The organism is Pseudomonas sp. S2_B10 (assembly GCF_054668425.1).
The window spans coordinates 315,758-335,602 of the sequence record NZ_CP162768.1; the positions used below are offsets into that span (position 1 = coordinate 315,758).

Consider the following 19,845-nt stretch of genomic DNA (forward strand, 5'->3'; position numbering starts at 1 on the left):
GAGTGCGACAGGCAGTAACGGGGGACTCCGGCCTACAACAATAAGCACGACGGAGAACACCCATGGCCACAATCGACACAGCATCCACCGGCACGCCACCGCGCAGCGGCGGTATCACGAAGGAGGAGCGCAAGGTCATCTTCGCTTCCTCGCTGGGCACGGTTTTCGAGTGGTACGACTTTTACCTCTACGGCTCGCTGGCGGCGATCATCGCCAAACACTTCTTCGCCGGCGTCAACGAAACCACCGCATTCATCTTTGCCCTGCTGGCCTTCGCCGCCGGGTTTGCGGTGCGGCCGTTCGGCGCCATCGTCTTCGGGCGTCTGGGTGACATGATCGGGCGCAAGCACACGTTTCTGATCACCATCGTGATCATGGGCGTGTCCACAGCAATCGTCGGCTTGCTGCCCGGCTACGCCACCATTGGCGTGGCTGCCCCGGTGATTCTGATCACCCTGCGTCTGCTGCAAGGCCTGGCGCTGGGTGGCGAATACGGTGGCGCAGCGACCTACGTGGCCGAGCACGCGCCACGCAACCGTCGTGGCTTTTTCACTTCGTGGATTCAAACCACCGCCACCCTCGGTCTGTTCATGTCGCTGCTGGTGATTCTCGCCTGCCGCACGGCGCTGGGTAACGAGGCGTTCGAGGCTTGGGGCTGGCGGATTCCGTTTCTGCTGTCGATCATTCTGCTGGCCGTGTCGGTGTACATCCGCCTGCAACTGAGCGAGTCGCCGGTATTCCAGAAAATGAAGGACGAAGGCAAGGCCTCGAAAGCGCCGCTGACCGAATCCTTTGCGCGCTGGGACAATCTCAAAGTGGTGATCATGTCGCTGCTCGGAGGCACCGCCGGGCAAGCAGTGGTCTGGTACACCGGGCAGTTCTATGCGCTGTTCTTCCTGTTGCAAACATTGAAGATCGACGCGCAGACCGCCAACCTGCTGATCGCCGGATCGCTACTGATCGGCACACCGTTCTTCGTGATTTTCGGCAGCCTGTCCGATCGCATCGGGCGCAAACCGATCATCATGGCCGGGTGCATTCTGGCTGCTTTGACCTACTTTCCGATCTTTACTGCGCTGACCCAGTACGGCAACCCGGACGTGTTCGTTGCTCAGGAAAAAAATCCGGTCAAGGTGATCGCCAATCCTGATCAGTGTTCGTTCCAGTTCGATCCGGTGGGCAAGGCCAGATTCACCAGTTCCTGTGACTTGGCGAAAACCTTGCTGGCGAAACGCGCGATCCCGTACGAGAACGTCGCCGCCGAACCGAACACCGTCGCGCAGGTGCGCATCGGTGACCGCGTTGTCGAGAGCTTCGAAGGCAGCGCCCTCACCGCCGCCGACTTCAAGGCCCGCAACGACGCCTTCACCGCCAACCTCGGCGCCGCGTTGAAAGACGCCGGTTACCCGGAAAAAGCCGACCCGGCGAAAATCAATTACCCGATGATGCTACTCCTGCTCACCGTGCTGGTGATCTACGTGACCATGGTTTATGGCCCGATCGCCGCGTGGCTGGTCGAACTGTTCCCGACGCGCATCCGCTACACCTCGATGTCGCTGCCCTACCACATCGGCAACGGCTGGTTCGGCGGCTTCCTGCCGACCGTGGCGTTCGCCATGGTCGCCGCCACCGGTGACATCTACTACGGGCTGTGGTACCCGATCGTCATTGCAGTGGCGACGGCAATACTCGGCACGTTCTTCCTGCCGGAAACCAAGGATCGCGACATTCTCAAGGACTGAAAAAAGCCACAGTGCCCTCTCCTGCCGGAGAGGGCCTCGCAGCTGAAAAATTTCGAACGTCTGCCGCCGCGCTGTCTCCAATGTGTACACCCACAGGAGGCCAGCGCCATGAACCCCAACGACGACAAAACTCCCAACGCCCCACCCACCGATGCCAGCGGCAAACCGGTGAACGTGGTCGAGCGCGATCTGCAGGACCGCGACAACAACACCGAGGGCGTAGACAAAGTCATCACGCCGTCTTCCACTCGGGTCAAAGAGCAGGAAGCTGAAGAGCTACAGCGCAAAGTCGATGAGATCGAGCGTAAGGTTGCAGACGGTAACTGAGTGCAGCGTGGCTGTGGCCGCAGCTTTGAGCGGCGGCTGTCAGCCCGATGACCAAAAGCTGATTTCCTACAGAATTGAACTACACAGCTGATCGACTTCACGTGCATCACAAGCGAAGCGTCTGACAGATTTGCATCGTCTGTTTGCGGATGATGTCTCCCTCGTCCCGCCAGTGACGACAACGAGCCCACATCCCCTTAGACTGCTTCACATTGATCATGGAGGTCATGATGAGCGCTGAACTTTCACTTATCGTTTCAGACTTCGAAACCGAAGAAGAGGCTGCGGATTACGATCTTTGGTATCGCGCCAAGGTACAAGCCGCACTTGATGATCCACGTCCGCCTATCCCCCACGATGAGGCAATGGTGCTGCTAGGTCAGATGCTGGAAGAGAGACGCAAGAATCGACGCGCTGCCGGTTAGCTGGAGTAAACCGGCTCTTGGAGACCTGGCTGACATCATCGAATACGTAGAACAACGCAACACTGTCGCTTCAGTTGCACTGCACCAAAAGCTCAGCGCCGCAGCGCGAAGGCTTTCCTGGATACCGCATGGTTTCCGCTCCGGCCGAATACCGGGCACTCGCGAAATGGTCATCAACTCGAATTATTTACTGGTCTATCAGGTGACAGACCACATCAAAATTCTGACCGTGTTGCACGCCCGTAAAAAATATCCATAACCATTCATAAAAAAAGGCGGCCAACCGGCCGCCCAAACGTACTGCACGAGAGCCTTTTACAACGTCAGCTGCCCACGCTCCTCTTCGGTCAGCTGCTGCTTCGCCTGCTCATCCAATGCCCCGGCGCCGAGCACCTGCACCGGGCTGTCCGGGTTATAACCCGTCGCTGGCGCGCGACTAGCACCATCGCGCGACGGTGCCAGTTGCTCGTTGCCGAAGCTGAGAACCTGCACGGTGAACACCGAGGCCTGGTTCTGCCGCGCCGCTGCCTGTTGCTGCCGGACGACGTCTTCCGCCGCTTGCGTAGCGGAGGATGCCGCCGAACTGGCCGAGGTGATCGCGCCGGTGTTCACCGCCGACACCACCGGCACGCCGGTTGCCTTGCCCTGCACCGAAATGTTCGCGGCGTTGACCACCTTCAGCGCGGCGATGTTGACGTTGCCCGACACGCGAATCCCCGCCTCGCCGGCATCGATGGTGCCCAGTGGCGCGATCAGGTCGATGTTGCCCGGCGCCACTTCGGCGATCGGGTTGAGCGTGGCGATACCGGCGCCGGTGCTCGGCACCGACGGCGACAGCGTGACGTTGCCCCAGGTGTCGTAGACACGTTTTGGCGGTGTGTAGACCACGGTGGTTTTCGAGCCGCGACCGGCGTTGATATCGCCCTCGGCGGACCAGCCGAGAATCGAGCCGCCGAAGGTGGTCATGATCCGGCTCTGGCCGAGCAGGATGCTGCCTTGCGAGTACAGCTGAATGTCGCCCGAACCCTGAGTAATGATCCCCGCCGTCGACGGCGGCGCCGCGCCTTCGATGCCGAACACCTGACCACCGCCCGGCGTGAGCATCTGGATATCGCCGCCAAACAGCGTCTTGACCCCGGCGCCGCCGTACATCGTGATATCGCCGTCGTAACGGATCGGATTGCCGGCGACATCAGTGGTCGGGAACAGCGCCGCAATGGCGTTGCGACCGCGCAGGTAACTGCCAGTGCGTGGGCCATCGGCATCGGTGTATTCCAGGCCACCGGCACGCAATTCGGCGAAGTACACCTGGCGGGCGAAGATCGCCTGTTCGGTACTTGGAAGTGCGGCGAAGAACGCTTGCGCCTGTTCGTCGCCACCCTTGAAGCCATAACCGAGGCTCAGCCAACTCTGCAGTTCTTCGACGTAGGTCTTGACCACTTTGCCCGGTTGCGCGCTCAGGGCCACAGCCGAATCCGCGACGTTTTGCGGGTTCAGATAACGCGCAATGAACCGTGAGTAATCCGGCCCCTGCGCGCCCGCACCCGCTTGCATCACGACGCTCGCACCGGGGCGCTGATCACCTGCCACGACAGGGCCGAGGCTGGAGATGCTGGCGCGATCTTCCATCAGGATATTGCGCCCGGCATTGACGTCCAGAACACCCGGGCCGGCAATGTCGAAGCTGCTGTAGAGAATGTCTCGCCCGGCCGAAATCCGCGAAATGTCGCGCGCATCGTTATGCACGAACAGATTGCCGGTAGACGCGATCTGTTCGTTATTGCGACCCATGCCCCCAACGGGCGCAAACGTGGGTTGCCCCAAATTGGTACCGGACGCCACGATGTCACGCCCCGCCACCATCCACACCGGGCCTGCCGATTCATACCAGGTGCGCTTCGTGGTCGCGAACGCCAGCGTTTCGCCCGTGCGAATTCCTACCAGGTCACCGGTCAGTGCATAGAAGCGCGCCGGCCCCTGAACACTGCTCAACCCCGAGTAGCTATCGGGACCAAAGGCAAACAGTGGATAGCGCGAATTGGTTTGCGCCAGCACACCATCGCTGCCGGCGTTGGTCGTGATCGGCCGAGCGGACTGGTTGTTGCCGTAGCCATTGAACGCGGGTGCAAACGGTGTGGCGAGCGCCGCTGGGCTGGCCCCTGACTGGTTGATGGCGTAGCCGCCGGCATAGATCGAATCCCCAGCGATCAGTTCAAGCTGCCCCGCGCTGGAAGGTGCCAACAGCAATGACCAGGCCAGAGCCGGCGCCGGGTTGCCTATGCCGTAGGCCGCTGATGGTCCCGCATAAATCGAGCCCTGACCGGCCACGGCACGCAATATCGAAGGAAAGACGAAGCGGTCATCGGTCGGTGACCCGTTAAGCCCGGCGACGGGGTCCTGCCCGGTGGTTTCCATCAACTGGGTGCTGGGCGTCAGGTTGCCGCCGGCCGAGAACAAATCGATGGCCGTGTGATCGGTCCACAGCGAGAAACCACTCAAACCGCCACCGGCATGGTAAATGCCATCCTCCGTGGTAAACGGTGTGGAGTTCTGCAACCTCACGCGGCCCGGATCGGCGGCGCCACCCAACACCAGATCGCCGCGGGTGTTGAGGCGCATGCCGGAGTCACCGGGAATCAGCACCAGCCCACCACTGGCATTACTGGCCGTCGAGTTGAACGGGTCGAAGGCGCGCGTTTCCCGTGGGTCATGAAACAGCGCCGAGGCGCCGTACTGCAGATTGATACCGCCCAACGCGGCGCCCGTCAGTTGCGCCGCACCGCGCAGGTTGATAAGCGCGCCCTGCAAGTCGTGCGTCGGCGTGCCGGTACCCGCCAGGCCGGCACGTGCCTGCAGAGACGGATTAAGGACACCGCCCAGACGAATATCCAGGTCTCCGCCACCGGTCAGTTGCAGGTTCCCGTCACTGTCCACGCGGCCCGTACTGCCGACAGCCACGATCAACCCCTGACTGCGAGGGTACGACGCATACCTGTCGTCGCCCATGGCCTTGAGCATGCCTGCATCCCCGCCGGCGCTCAGACTGATGTTGCCGCCGCCCAGCGTACCGAACCCGGTAAAGCCCACCAGATAAGGTCTGGTTTCCTCGCCCAGCGCTGGCAATGGCTGCGCAGCGTAGCTGCCGAAATTGATCCACCAGGCAGTCGGTACATCGTTGTTGCCGGTGCCCTGGCGCCAGAGCCAATTGCCCACCGCCACACTGGGCACCTGCTCCCGCGTACCGTCGCCCGTGGCGACCGAGCGACGGCCAAGCACATCACCCGACACAGACCCGCCGGCATTGATCGTCAGGTTACCGCCCATCTGCGGATACCAGGCCTGATAGAGGTTGGCACTGCCGCCATCGACCCATTTTTCGTAATCGCTGCCAACGCTGCCCAATACCGAGCCATCAGCCGACAGCCTTCCGCGGGGCTGGTTATAACGCGCGTCGACGTCTGCCGATTGGGTGCCGGCGGTGTAGACGCCGAAAGGTGAGGCCATGCTCAGGTTACCGGCCGCCATCAAATCCAGGTCGCCGGTGCCAGTACGCAAAACGCTGAACATCTGCGTGTGGGCCTGGGCGCTCTTGCTCGGATTGTTTTCAATACACAGTGCCGGGTCGATGGAGCACCAGAACAATTCGTCATCGTTCATCGGTGTGTAATCCGGCATGCCCATCCAGTTGCCAGGCGCCCACACACTGCGCGCCATGGGCGCGCAAGAACCGGGAGCGATATCACAGAGCACAAGGTATTCCTCGGGAACCGGTTCGTACGGTGTAAAGCCATACTCGTTATCCACCGCCCAGACCAGTTTGCCGGCCACCTCGATCATGCTCACACCATAGTGAGTGTCGGCCATCTGCAAGTTGCCAACGCTGGCCTGAGGTTTCACGCTACGGCTGTCGGCCGCGGTCAGATCGGCCCCTGCCACCATGCGCATCGACCACGACGCACTGCCCGCCGGCAGCATGCTGGCGATCGCCCAGTTTCGACCTTGCTGGTTTCCATTGGCAGGACGCAGGTCGAGGAATACCGTGCCATCGGCGAGCTTCACGTTGGTCATGGAGGGGATCAGCGAACCCCGCAACAGCGCCAACGTTCCGTTCAACACAACACCCACCGTTTTATTGTCGGCATCAACCGCACCCGGCAGCGGCACGCCTTTGGGCCAGAGCAGGGCCTGCAGTGCGGTGGCGTTGTTCAAGCGGATACCTGCACCCAAACGACTGCCGGTCGGCAGGGTCACAGCGTTGTCGAGCAACGTACCGGCGGCATACATCAGGTTACCCGCCGCGTCATGCACATCGCCGGCCAGCACCGTTCCACCCTGTAACACGTAAGGTGCGGCCAAAGTGCTCTGAACCGGCAACACCGTGCCCGCGGCCAGTGTGGCGGCTTGAATCGGCAGGTCGTAATTCAAGGTGGCGCCAACCGGAAAGAGCGTCCCTTCGGCAAGGCTGACACCACTGCCCGGTACGATCAGGTCACCGCCGAAAGGCTGTATCCCCGGCAACAGTTTCCAGCCGGCGTCGTCCACGGTTTCCGGCGGCGGTGCGAAACCGTCGTTGATGCTGCCGTAGATGTCGAGGTTGCCACCGGCACGGATCAACAGGCTGCCCGCTTCCCCGCTGCCATACACCGAGGTCCGGCGAGTGTGCGGGTTGAGGCTGGCGTAACGGTAGCCGGACAAGTCGAGATCGCCCTGCACCACCAGATCGCCGTCAGCGGTTTTGCTGACGATTTCCACCCCCGGGCGCAGATGAAACGCATCGGCATAGGTCGCATTGTTGAGGCCGGCCAGTTTGCGTTGTAGCAGATCACTGTTACCCAGCGCCGCATCGATAAAGCCGCTGCTGTCTGAGTGAATGCGATCCAGGTAGGCTTGATCGATCACTTGATACGGGCGACCGCTGGCCGCCGGATCGGTGCCATCGGCAGCATCACTGTAACTTCGCACGGCATTCAGCCCGATGGAGCGGGCACCTTGAATACTCAACGTACCGCTGGCATCCACCGCAATGTCACCGCCGCCCAGGCGCGGTGCATTCAGCTCCAGCGTCCCACGCAACACGTCATCGCGTTGTCCCGCCTGGTTTCCAGGCACTGCATCGGTGCCGTGACGCAGATCAATCCGTGCACCAGCGGCCAGCGTCAGCACGCCGTCACCTGAATTGAGTTCAACCATGGCGCGGTTCGGTGCGTCGATGATTTTGCCGTAGCTGTCGACGCGCAGTACGCGGCCATGGGCATCGAGCAGCGCGTTGCCTGTCAGGTTCAAACCGTTTTTGCCGGCAAGGCGAATGCTGCCGACCCGTTCACCACTGGCATCAATCACCCCGTCCACGGTCAGGTTGCCATTGTCCACCGAGACATTGACTTGGCCCGCTTTGAGTTCGTTACCGATACGCAGATTGCCCTGCTTGAACTGGAAGCTTCGACTGCCCACTACCCCGCCGGCATTCAAGCGCAGGTTAAGGCTGGCAAAGGCCTCGCTCAAATCACCCGCCAGGCGCTGGGCGCGAATGTCCACGCCAGCGGCCTTGTACGGCACCCACGTACCGCCCGCGTCGTAATAGCCACTGCTGCTGCCGACAATCTGCCCTTGCAGATCAACCTGTCCAGCGTCAGTGGCCAGGGCCACAACGTTCAATTGCCCGGCCTGATTGTTGACGGCGGACAGATCGATTCGCGAGCCCGCCAACTGACGAATATTGCCGTTGTTGCTCTGCAACGACACGTCGCCGCCCCAGCTGAATTTCTGCACATCATTGAACGGCAGAACCCGGCCCGCCATGTCCACCTGCGCGCCGCTGCCAAGCAGCAGATCATCCTCGGCATTGACCAGCAGCTTGCCGCTGGCGAGGACGATGCGACTGTCGAGCACAACACTGCGTGCCGTCAGGCTCAGTTGCGCACCGAGGGCATCCGCGGCAGCCGTTGTGGCGCTACCACTCAGAGTCAGGTTGTTGCCCGCCTTGAGTTCACTGACCGAGGCGGCCTCGCCGGTCAGCAATGGCGTGCGCAGATTGAGATTGCCGCCGCTGTAACTGAACCCCTTGACCGCGTCATAAGCTCCTTGGGATTCGTACACCGCCAGGCTGCCCTTGTGGTTGGCGGTGATGCGCTCGCTGGCGTTGAAGTTGACGTCGGCAAATCCCAGGGCCAGTCGGTTATTGCGATCCAGGCCATTGGGCTGCGGGTTCGGGCCATAACCCAATTCGATCCGCTGCGCCTGAATATCCAGCGTGCCGTGCCCGTTGCCGGCGCCGTCGTTGACCACCGTACCCGGGGCCTGAGTCGCCCCGTTCCAGATCAGATTGCGGGTGCGGATCGTCGCGACATCGGTGGCAGCGCCCGAGCCGTAGATGGCCGGGCTACCCAACACCAGATTCTGCAAACGGCTCTGGCCGGTCTGCGGATCAATGGTGTCGAGGGTCACGCTGCCGAAAAAGTTGAACGCATCGCGGGCCACCAGACTCAGGGTTTCCAGGGCGGGGGCGCCAGATTGCGTGTCGCCCTGCAACAGGCGATCCAGCACGTTCTGGTTAAGCGTCAGGCCCGCGGGTGTGCGGCCGCTGGCTGCGGCCAGTGCTTGCGGACTGCCGGCATTGACCACACCGACCGAAAGCCCGAGTTGGCGAGTGCCAAAGCGCACGCTTTCGCCCAGTTCGAAGTTTTTGTCAGTGGCGGCGATGATGCTGCCGTTGGAGTACAGCAACGCCGCAGCGGTGCAATCGGCCGTCGGACAGTTGCCGATACGAATGCTCCCGCCCCCGCCTTCGGTGGGCGCAAGCACCGGCGTCCAGCCGTTGGACACCACCAGCAGGCTGGAGCGCCCCGGTTCGTAGACGAAACCGGCTGCGGCATCATACGGAACGTTACCTCGCCCCAAGGTATTGACGCCCGCTCCCGCATCGATGGTGATGCCGCCATTGGCGCTGTTACTGCTCAGCACAACCTCTGGCGCCGAGAGGATCGCGCCTTCGCGCAGACGAATCGCCGAGGTATTGCCGATCACCTTGATCGAGCCGCCCTCCGAACCGTAATACACGGTTGGGGTGCCACCGATGGTCAAGCGTCCGGCATTCAAGCGGTTGAGGGTGTCGGCGTACAGCGATACACCGTCGAACCCTGGCGTTCGCGTATGCCCGGCACCGAGAATTTCAAACTCTGCGCCGGTATAACCGCCCTGAACGACCGCCGTACCAATGACCCCGCCGCTGGCAGGTTTGAACAGCACCTGCCCGTTGAAATCCAGGGCTGAGTCGTGCTCGCCGCCACTGACCATGCGCAGGTGCAGCGTGTTGCCGTCCAGCGGTGTGCGGGCGCGCGGCAGACCGCGGCGGGCAGCATCGTTGAGCACAAATTGGCTGAACCCGGTTTCGTTGTACTGTGAATAGCGCCGCAGCACATCGGCAGACGTCACGATGACCTGGCTGGGCAAACTGTCGCGGATACCGGTGTTGGCAATCGACAGCTGTCCGGCCGTGGTCCACGAGCCATTGCGCAACTTCAACGCACTGTCCATCGGCCCCGCAATCGCTTGACCATTGATTTCGACCCGAAAGGCGCCCGGTAACAAGGCAAAGGTCGATGGCAACAAGGTGTAGGTACCGGGTGCCAGTCCGGCAACGCCGGTCCCGAGGGTGATCTGCTGGCCGATACGCGCATCGACCGCGCCGGCCTCGGCCAGCATCGGCGCATAGCGGCTCTGGTCACCGGCCACGATTGCATACACGGGATTGTTGGCCAGCCCCGGCAAACTGAAGGTGCCATCGGTGGCATTGCGTACCAGCGGATTGAGACGTGCATCGGTGGAGCCACCTCGTCCGGAGACAAAACCGGCACCGCGCAAATCGCCGCCGCCCGAAAGGTCGATCACCGCCCCGGCCTGCACATTGGTGTATTGCGCATCAAGGATGACTCCGGAGGTCGCTCCGGCAATGCCATTCAACATCACCGACTTACCGTTGTACCGATAGTCGATACCGTCGGTGGTTCCTCCATAGGGCATGACCAGTCCGGCGGCGCTGACTGAAGTCACGCTGCCCGGCAGAAGGTGAAGTTCACGGGTTTTGACAATGACGTCATCACCCAGGGATATCAGCCCCAAAGGCGCACGAATGACGCCGCCCTGCTCGATCTGTCCCGCACTGAGTGTCAGGCTGCCGAACACCGAGTAAGGCAAAGCGGTCGGCGCCGCCCCGTGATTGCCGATACGCAACGTATGCTCCGGCACCGATCCGGCCATACTTTGATAGCCCACTCGCACCTCAGCCGAGACGCCACTGGCCGGGTAGATCTGCGCAGCCCGCATGTGCATGTCACCCGCAGTCCACAGACGGCTGCGCTGCTGTTCATCGGTTGGCGCGAGGAAGCGCAGGTCGCCCTGGCTGTCGAGCGTGACCAGACCAAAGCCACGGCGGCTGACCGTCAGCGCCGGTGCGGCCGATTGCACGAGAGTCCCTTCGGTGCCGAATGAAAGCGAGTTGCCCACGTCCAGCAGGTTCGCGCTGGCGGTGAATTGCGCGCCGGACAATTGCGCTGTCGGATTGCTCATCACCCGCGGACGCACTTTGACTTCCGAGCTCAAATAGGTGCCCAGCCCTGACAGGCGCAGGTAAGGTGCGCTGAGGTTGACCCGGGCGCTGTCACTCGCCGACTCGGCCAATGAAAGAGAACCGGCGAACAGGCTCAGGCCCTGCCCCATATGCAGGTCGACATCGCCGTCGAACGTCATCAGACCGTTGCTCAGCAGACTCACGCTGTCGAAGCCACCGCTCATCAGCTGATCGGCACTCAAGCGTGTACGCCCGTAGCGTAAAAGTGGCGAAGCCTCACCGGCTCGCAGCGGCTGCGGCAGTGCCGGCGCTGGCCCTTGGCCAATGATCATTTCACGTGGCACGCGCACCGCATTGCTCAAGTTCGCGGGACCGTACGCCGGTGTATCCAGAGCGATTTCCAGACGCCCGCCCGCCGCACCTGCACCGCCAGCATTGGCCTGCAGACTGCCCTCGATGAACAGACCATTGTAGGAACTCAGGGTGATCCGTCCGCCATCGGTGGCCACACGAGCGGGGCCTTGCCCACCGCTATCGAGCACGGCTTGCGCACCGGACGCTTCCAGTCGCGCACCTTGGCGGATGATGACGTAAGCATCGGCAGCGGTCGCCGTGATTTTCTTCACATCAATCTCGCCACCGACAATGATCGAGCCACCCTTGCCGACCTGGCCGTAGACGCGGCCCAGCGCATCGACAGCGGTCGCTGCCCGACCGGCGACATCGATCAAGGCATGTTCACCGATCCAGATCGAACGGTTGTGCGGGTTCGGATCGGCCTCTTGCAAGGACGTCGCCACATCAATCGCGCCGAACTGCTGTTGACGGATATCGACAATACCGCCCCAGGCGTTGAGTTCACCATCAAGCGTGATCTGGCCTGCCCCGCGCAAACCGATGCGCTGGCCGGGATCGACACTGATCCGTGAGCCTTCGCCAATCGACAACGGACTGCTGGCGGGATCAATCAAGCCAGCAAGCGTCGCGCCGGCCTGCAATGCGACAGAAGCGCCGGCCCTTTGCGTCAAGACGCCCTTGAGCGGGTCTTCCTGGAATAGCGCGGGCGTCCATAGCTCCAGCGCAGCGCGCGGCGACATACCGGACACAATGGTCGAGGCGGATTCGCCAAATCGATAGACCGGCATCTGCACATCGATCGCGCTTTGCGCGGCGACCTCCAGCCCCTTCAGACCGATGATGTTGTAGGCGCTGAACCCCGTGCGGAACAGCTCCGGCGTCAGGCGCAGGGTCTGTTCTTCGGCCACTTCGCCGGAAGCGCCGATCCGCACCTTGCTGGCCTGCACGGTCAAGGTGCCGCCGCCGTTCACGCCATAGCCCTGCACCTCGCCATCGAGCACCATGCGCGACAGGCCTGGCGCACTGTTGGCGCTGGATTCAAGCGTCACGTCGCCACCCTTGCCGCCACGCGTCTTGCCGTTGGCCAATACCGCACCGCCCGACGAAACATCGACCAGACTGCCACTGGCCAGCAGAATGTCGCCGGTACTGCGGATCGACACCGTCCCGCCATTGAGGTACGCCAGGCCGCCCGCGTCGTCCGGGTTACTCGACAGGTTGCGCCACAGACCGCGTGTCTGCAGCTGCACACCCTGCGCAACCGTCACCCGCGCTTGCTTGCCTGCTGAAACCTGGAGACTGTTGTCATCACGCCGATCGGTGGCGAGCTGGTTCAAAACGTTGCCCAATTGCAGGCTGCCGCCTTGCGCAATCAGATCGGCATTGACCTGCACGTCAGGGCTGAACAGGGTGATGTTGCCACCGTGATCCACCGTCACGCCTTCATTGACTTCAATCGTGTTTTTCGCCGAAATCTTCAGCGCGCCCAGCGCGAAACCATTGAGCAGCCCGGCATCGAGGAACAGTTTGCCTGCGCGTTCTGCCGCGACCGCATCGGTCAGCCCTGCGTTCGCTACGCTGGCATGCGCGCCCCCCACTTGCACCTGATCGAGCAACGGGTCGAGTTGATAGAGCAGGCCTGCACTGGCAGCGACATAAGCAGCATCGTAACTGCCAACCACCAACTGCCCTCGCCGCGCCCGGGCGGTCTGGGTCTGGGCATAGCCGTCCAGACCTGCCCGCGGTGCCTGGATTTGCCGTTCGCCCTGAAACACCTCACCCAACAGCTGGCCTTCCAGCACGGCGTTGCCCGTGGCGATCACCAACTGGCCGGCATCCCGGCCAACGGTGTACCCCGCTTCCTGGCGACGCGTCGGCGCGATCAGCGGGCTATAGAAATAATCCGTCTGACCCCAGCGCTCGCTGTGACTTTCGTAACCTTTGTAAAGGCCGTTGTAGAGAATATCGCCCGGCGCACGCGACACTTCGTATAACCGCCCGTCCGCACCGCGCAGCCAGCTCTGGCGAATCTCGCCGCCCTGCACATCAAGCGTGCCGCCGGACACATTGATCAGCGAACCTTTTTCGCTGATCACGTCCTTTCCGGAAAACCGCACCTCACCGCCCTGCGCCATCCATTCACCAACGCCATGGCCCTGAGTGCCGAGGTATCCGCCGACCTCCAACAACCCACCGGCGGTGTACCAGCGGTCGGTGGCGTAACCGTTGGTGCCCGCCGGCACGAATACCAGCTCACGGACATCGACCCAGATGTCGTTACTGTTGAGCGCGCCGCTCTCGCGATTGACCGGCGCATCACGCTGCTCGTTGCCCTGGACGTTGATCTTGATGTTGTTGTTTGCCATCGCCACTTTGACGCCGAGGGCGCCGGACACGTCGATCACCGCCCCCTCGCGCAATAGACTGCGCTGTCCGGCGGCAACTGCCACCTGCCCACCGGTGGCAAGGGTGATCGAGCCGCTTTTGAATTCGACGGTGCCGCCGCTGCCGATGTCGATGCGAGACTGATCGCTGCGGATCCGGTTGTTGGCATTGACGCCGGTCAGCGCCGCCTCGCGCTGGCTGTCCAGGGCGGTGAGATCACTGCTGTCGAGCAGAATCGCACTGACGCCATTTTCGCCCAGGGTCACACGGCCTTGGGCATCGCTGGCCGGATTGAGCAAATGCACGGTGCCGCGCGTCGCCACCGAAGTGCTCGCCAGCAGCACACCGTTTTGCACAACATCGCGGCCGGTCAGGGTGATGTCGCCGGTGGATGCCTGGATCAGGCCGGTGTTGCTGACTTTGCCCGAGCTGTCAGACTTGAAACCGGGAATGACCTCACTGCCGAAGGTGGTTGAATAGCCATTGCCGTCGGTGCCCGAGCCCTTGCGGATATAGAAACGGTCCCCCGCACCCAGCACCGTCTGACCTTTGGCCGTACTGATCGAGCCGTCGTTCTGCACGTCCTGGCCAAGCAGCAAGGTATAGCCGCCGGCGTCGGTGGAGAGCGCAGGTTGATGCGTTTGTATGGCTGCGCCACGCTCCACCAGGACTTTGCCAGCAGCGTCGGTAAAGGTTGGCTGACTGCCGGTGCTGTCGAAATACAGACCCCGATCGCGAAATTGTGCATCGGTCATGTTCGCGGCTGCCGCTACCAGATTTCGCACATTGACCTGGCTGCCACCGCTGAAGACGATGCCGTTGCGGTTGATCAGCATCACCGTGCCGTCCGCTTTGATCTGCCCCTGAATCTGGCTGGCCCGTGCGCTCGGATCGTTGACGCGATTGAGCACCGCCCAGTTGGCCTGCTGGGCAAATTCCACTGTGGTATTGCGGCCGACGTTGAACGTTTCCCAATTGAGAATCGCCTTGTCGGCGGTCTGCTCGATCTTCACCGTGGTCTTGCCGTCGGCCTGGGTTTGTTGCGGGCCTTTGGCATTCATCCAGCCCTGGCTCAGGCTGTTATCGACCTTCAGGCCGCCCTCGCCCAATCCGTCCGGAACCACTTGCACACTGCCCAATGCGGCGGCACGTCCAGCGGCTTGTGCGGCCTGCTGAGCGGCAATCGCTGCAACGGTGTTATTGAGTGTCTGCAAAGAGCGCTGCAACTGCTGGCTGGCCCGTTGCTGCTGTGCCAGCGGTGGGGTCATCCCCGGCAGACCGCTCCCACCCGGACGCGACGCCGAAGCCTGCTGCGCTGCGCCCTTCGCGGCAAACCAAGTGGAACCGAACGCTGTCGCCGCCTCGGCACTGCCCGCCACCAGACACAAGGCGACAGCTTGCGCCAATGGCTTGAGCAGCCACTGTGCGGGATCGCCCGCGCCACGTTTGATCGGCCGGATACGGTTACTGTGACGGGAGGTGCGAGCAAGCATCACTACAGGTCCTTTTGGGTGGCAGGTCGGATCAGCCCTGCTGTTACGACATAGGCAGTTGGCGAGCCTCACGACCGAACGGATGTCACACAAACTTCATGTTCGAGGAGTAAATCGGCAAAAAAAAACAGCAGCCCGAAGGCTGCTGCCGTTTCATTGCACTTGAGACAAGGCTTACAAAGGACGACCAATGCCGTTGCAGGCGTTGGCGTTGTTGATGTCCAGGTTATTGCCCGAGGTGTTGGTGATGAAGTTGGCGGTCACAGCGGTTTTCCAGTTGTTGGGAACCGGCGTGAAGCTGTGGGCGACGGTGGCGACGTTGTTGCCCGGGTTGCTGTAGTGGGTGGTCAGGAAGTTGCGCACGGCGGTGGCCACGGCTGCATCTTTGTAGCACTGGCCGAAGATGAAGTTGGTGTAAGCCACAATCGGGTAACCGCTTGCCGGGTTAGGCACGACCGGGGCCCAGCCAGCCGGGTTGGCAGGTGCGCTTGGCACCGGTGCAGTGCTCAGCGCCAGCGTCACGTTAGCGTTGGTTGGCTGGACGCCATTGACGCGGGCAACCACAGCGTTGCTGGTGGCGTTCACGCCGTCTGGACCCACATAGCCGATCGAACCGTCCACGGCGTTCACCGCAGTGGCCACATCAGCGGTGTTGGCTACGCCGACCCAAGTCGATGGCAGCGCGGAACCGGCCGGCAGACGAGCGTTGGTGAAGGTGGAGTTGACGGCGAATTTGCCTGGGCAAACGGCGTTCAGGTGGCGACTGAGGATTTCAGTGGTGCCACTGGACACGCTGCGGTAAACCACACGGATCGGCGTGCTGTCGGCGTTACCCAGCAGAGCGCCCCAAGTGGTGGCGGTGCCCGACAGCGCATCGCACAGTTGAGCGCTGGTCAGGTTGAGCGCGGTCTGACCGGATTTTTTGTACGGAATGGCAACCGAAGTGGCCACCGATGGCAGCTGGATCAGCGGGCCGTAGGAAGCACCGAAGTTGGTGGTGTAGGTGCTGAGTTCTGAAGCGCTGAGGATCGAGTCGCTAGCGGCGAAGTGCACGGTGCCGGTGGTGCTGAACTGGGCAGCGTTGTTGGTCAGGAAAGCGCTTTTGCCAATGCCGCTACCGGTTACGGCGTAGCTGAAGTTGGCTGGCAGGATGCTGTTGGCAGAACCTTTGTACAGAGCGGCAGGCAGGGAAGCACCACCACCGGTTACGGCCATGGCCTGGGCGGAAGCCAGAGCGGCGACGGTCAGTGAGGCGGCGATCAGAGTGCGCTTGAACATGAAGAATCTCCTTTTCAACTTGGTTTGGAACACAGGTTTCGGAAGGCTTGCATGACACCGGGAGGGTCCACCGCAGTGGAGCCGCAGGAAGAAATTCGCAGCTTCCGGTGACAGATAAAGGAAAAAACCTCGGGAGCTGCGGGGGGATTTTGGTGCGGATTTCTCGGGTGTTTGCGCGGTGTCGCGGCACGTCTGGATCGGGGGTTTGGCTGAATCGGGCTGGAGCCGTTGGCGGGTGGTTGCAGATGACAGAATGGAGAACCCGAGGATGGGCGGATTGGGGCTCGGGTGGTGCTGAGACTGGTGAAAAAAAACTGAATGATTTATTGCCCTGACCGGCCTCATCGCTGGCAAGCCAGCTCCCACAGGATTTGTGTTGCTCCCTGTGGGAGCTGGCTTGCCAGCGATGAGGCCCGATCAGACAACATCAGACTGGGCTACTGCACCAACTGATTGATCTCAATAATCGGCAACAACACCGCCATCACGATCACCAGCACCACCCCGCCCATCACCACAATCATCAGCGGCTCCAGCAGCGCGGTCATGCCCATCGCCCGTCGTTCAATGTCCCGGGAAAGCGTCTGCGCCGCGCGCTCGAGCATCGGCGGCAGCGAACCGGTTTTCTCGCCGCTGGCGATCAGGTGAATCAGCACCGGCGGGAAGACATTCTCCACCCGCAGCGCGGCGGCGAGGTTGACGCCTTCGCGCACCTTTGCCGTGGCCTCGCTGACGCTCAGGCTCAAGCGGTCGTTGGACAGTGTCTGTCGCGCGGCTTCCAGTGCACGCAATAACGGCACCCCGGCACCGCCGAGAATTGCCAGCGTGGAGGCGAATCGCGCGGTGTTCAGGCCGAGAATGAAACGCCCGAACAGCGGCAATTTCAGCACCCGGTGATGCCAGCTCAACCGCGCCGCCGGATTGCGCAAATAAAGACGCCAGCTCCAGAACGCCCCGGCCATCAGCGCCGCACACAACAAGCCCCACGCGCGAATGAAATCACTGGCGGTGAGCATCGCCAGGGTCAGCCCCGGCAAATCCTGCCGCGCTTGAGAGAACGCGCTGACCACCTGCGGTACCACGTAGCTGAGCAGGAAAATCACAATGCCGATCGACACCAGCCCGACCACGCCCGGATAGATGAACGCGGTAAGAATCTTGCCGCGCAGGTTGTTGCGTTCCTCGATGTAATCGGCCAGCCGTTCCATCACCTGCGCCAGATCGCCGGACTCTTCGCCAGCGGCAATCAGCGCGCGGTAAATCTCGGGAAAATCCCGTGGCCGCGACGCCAGCGATTCCGCCAGACGCATGCCGCTGCGCACATCGGCGCGCACGGCGCTAAGGGTCTGGGCGATGTGCTTTTTCTCGGCCTGCTCGACCGTGGCGCTCAGCGCTGCTTCGAGCGGAAGACTGGCGCCGAGCAGGCTCGCCAGTTGCCGCGTGGCCCAGGCGAGGTCGTTGTCGGAGAGTCTGGCGCTGAACAAACCGCCGCCGCCGTGTCGGGCGACGTTGCTTTCCTCGTGCACCGAAAGCGCCGTCAGGCCACGCCCGCGCAAGGCACTGAACGCCGCGCTCTGGCTGTCCGCCTCAAGGTGCCCGGACTCGATTTTCCCGGTGGCATCCGCCGCTTCAAAGCGATAGCGATTCATCAGGCGTCCCGTGTCACACGAAGGATTTCTTCCGGCGCGGTGGCACCGCTGCGAATCCAGCGCTCACCGTCCTCACGCAGGCTGAACATCCCCGCTTTCGACGCCGCCGCGCGCAGGGCCTGCTCCCCTGCTCCTTGGTGAATCAGCGTGCGGATGTTGTCGTCGATGCAGAACAATTCGTGGATGCCGGTGCGGCCGCTGTAACCGGTGTGATTGCACGCCGCGCAACCGACCGGACGCCAGGTGCCGGGCGTCGCCGGGTCTTCCTGTTTGCACTGATTGCACAGGCGTCGCACCAGGCGCTGCGCAAGCACGCCGAGCATGGATGACGCGAGCAAGAACGGCTCAACGCCCATATCGATCAGGCGATTGACCGCCGACACCGCGTCGTTGGTGTGCAGCGTCGCCAGCACCAGATGCCCGGTGAGCGAGGCCTGCACGGCGATTTGCGCGGTCTCGAGATCGCGGATCTCGCCGATCATGATGATGTCCGGGTCTTGCCGCAGAATCGCCCGCAGCGCGAGGGCAAAGGTCATGTCGATCTTGGCGTTGACCTGAATCTGGCTGATCCCCGGCAAATCGTATTCCACCGGATCTTCCACGGTGAGGATGTTGCTGGTGCTCGCATCCAGCCGCGCCAGCGCCGCGTAGAGGCTGGTGGTTTTGCCGCTGCCGGTCGGCCCGGTGACCAGCACGATGCCGTGGGGCTGGCGAATCAAATGGTCGAGTTTGGCCAACACCTGCGCATCCATGCCCAAGGTTTCCAGATGCAAGCGCCCGGCCTGTTTGTCGAGCAGGCGCATCACCACGCGCTCGCCGTGGCCGGTGGGCACCGTCGACACACGAATATCGATCGGCCGCCCCGCTACGCGCAAGGCAATGCGACCGTCCTGCGGCAAGCGTTTTTCGGCGATGTCGAGCTGAGCCATGATCTTGATCCGCGACACCAGCGCACCGTGCAACGCCTTGCGCGGCGAGACCACATCACGCAGGGTGCCGTCGACGCGGTAGCGCACCACCGAATGGGTTTCGAACGGCTCGATATGAATGTCGCTGGCTTCATCGCGCGCGGCCTGGGTGAGCAAGGCGTTGATCATGCGAATCACCGGCGCGCCGTCCTGGGTGTCGAGCAGGTCGGTGATCTCCGGCATGTCCTGCATCAGCCGATCGAGGTCGACTTCGTTCTCAGCGGCGCCGACCACCGCCGCCGCACTGCCGGTATCGGCGTAAGCGCTGGCGAGCAGCCCGTCGAGCTCGTCATCACGCACCCGCTCAACCTGCGTCGCACCGAACTGCCGACGCACTTCGCTGATCGACCAGCCGGGCGTCGACGGGCAGACCGTCAGCACGCCATCGCGCAAAAGAATGCGCTGCGCCTTGGCCCATGCGTACGGCAATACACTCATCGCCCATCCTCCCCAGAATCCACCGTGGCAATGAGATCCCTTGTGGCAATGGGATCCCTTGTGGCAATGGGAACCTCTGTGGCGAGGGGATTTATCCCCGTTGGGCTGCGAAGCAGACCCAAAACTCGAGAACCGGTTTCTACAGGCAAATCGCGTGTGCCCGGTTTACGACTGCTGCGCAGCCGAGCGGGGATAAATCCCCTCGCCACCGTCATCC

The 19,845-nt window shown here is 62.4% G+C and carries 8 protein-coding genes; 4 read left to right on the top strand and 4 right to left on the bottom strand.

Translation table 11 applies throughout. The annotated features are described in order from the left end of the window. Positions 1-62 precede the first annotated feature (62 nt). From AB4O45_RS01355 to AB4O45_RS01370, 4 genes are all read left to right on the top strand, one after another. Complete coding sequence (locus AB4O45_RS01355; protein ID WP_038861763.1) at positions 63-1,742, top strand: MFS transporter; 1,680 nt, start codon at positions 63-65, stop codon at positions 1,740-1,742. A gap of 108 nt (positions 1,743-1,850) precedes the next feature. Next, positions 1,851-2,069: a hypothetical protein gene (locus AB4O45_RS01360; RefSeq protein WP_016774958.1), complete on the top strand. Its 219-nt coding sequence runs from the start codon at positions 1,851-1,853 to the stop codon at positions 2,067-2,069. A gap of 230 nt (positions 2,070-2,299) precedes the next feature. Next, a complete protein-coding gene (relB, locus tag AB4O45_RS01365; protein WP_056789559.1) occupies positions 2,300-2,494 on the top strand; it encodes a type II toxin-antitoxin system RelB family antitoxin in 195 nt (64 codons plus the stop codon). A gap of 37 nt (positions 2,495-2,531) precedes the next feature. Beyond that, positions 2,532-2,753, top strand: a complete 222-nt coding sequence (locus AB4O45_RS01370) for a type II toxin-antitoxin system RelE/ParE family toxin (RefSeq protein WP_236708189.1) — start codon at positions 2,532-2,534, stop codon at positions 2,751-2,753. Between the two features lie 56 nt (positions 2,754-2,809). Here the strand turns inward: AB4O45_RS01370 and AB4O45_RS01375 are convergent, their stop codons facing one another. The 4 genes from AB4O45_RS01375 to gspE form a co-directional block, all read right to left on the bottom strand. Further along, positions 2,810-15,295: a filamentous haemagglutinin family protein gene (locus tag AB4O45_RS01375; RefSeq protein ID WP_460160970.1), complete on the bottom strand. Its 12,486-nt coding sequence runs from the start codon at positions 15,293-15,295 to the stop codon at positions 2,810-2,812. Positions 15,296-15,469: 174 nt separating this feature from the next. Further along, on the bottom strand, positions 15,470-16,573 hold the full coding sequence (locus AB4O45_RS01380) for a substrate-binding domain-containing protein (RefSeq protein WP_217878331.1): 1,104 nt from the start codon (positions 16,571-16,573) through the stop codon (positions 15,470-15,472). A gap of 437 nt (positions 16,574-17,010) precedes the next feature. Further along, entirely contained in the window at positions 17,011-18,222 is a 1,212-nt protein-coding gene (gspF, locus tag AB4O45_RS01385) for a type II secretion system inner membrane protein GspF (RefSeq protein WP_039763557.1), read from the bottom strand. Beyond that, positions 18,222-19,628, bottom strand: a complete 1,407-nt coding sequence (gene gspE / locus AB4O45_RS01390; RefSeq protein ID WP_252876416.1) for a type II secretion system ATPase GspE — start codon at positions 19,626-19,628, stop codon at positions 18,222-18,224. Before gspE ends, gspF begins: the two co-directional genes overlap by 1 nt. Positions 19,629-19,845 lie beyond the last annotated feature (217 nt).

What these genes read in the sequence shown, in the direction of transcription:
- AB4O45_RS01355 (WP_038861763.1), top strand. Translation starts at nt 63, where the DNA reads ATGGCCACAATCGACACAGCATCCACCGGCACGCCACCGCGCAGCGGC.
- AB4O45_RS01360 (WP_016774958.1), top strand. Translation starts at nt 1,851, where the DNA reads ATGAACCCCAACGACGACAAAACTCCCAACGCCCCACCCACCGATGCC.
- relB (WP_056789559.1), top strand. Translation starts at nt 2,300, where the DNA reads ATGAGCGCTGAACTTTCACTTATCGTTTCAGACTTCGAAACCGAAGAA.
- AB4O45_RS01375 (WP_460160970.1), bottom strand. Translation starts at nt 15,295, where the DNA reads ATGCTTGCTCGCACCTCCCGTCACAGTAACCGTATCCGGCCGATCAAA.
- AB4O45_RS01380 (WP_217878331.1), bottom strand. Translation starts at nt 16,573, where the DNA reads ATGTTCAAGCGCACTCTGATCGCCGCCTCACTGACCGTCGCCGCTCTG.
- gspF (WP_039763557.1), bottom strand. Translation starts at nt 18,222, where the DNA reads ATGAATCGCTATCGCTTTGAAGCGGCGGATGCCACCGGGAAAATCGAG.
- gspE (WP_252876416.1), bottom strand. Translation starts at nt 19,628, where the DNA reads ATGAGTGTATTGCCGTACGCATGGGCCAAGGCGCAGCGCATTCTTTTG.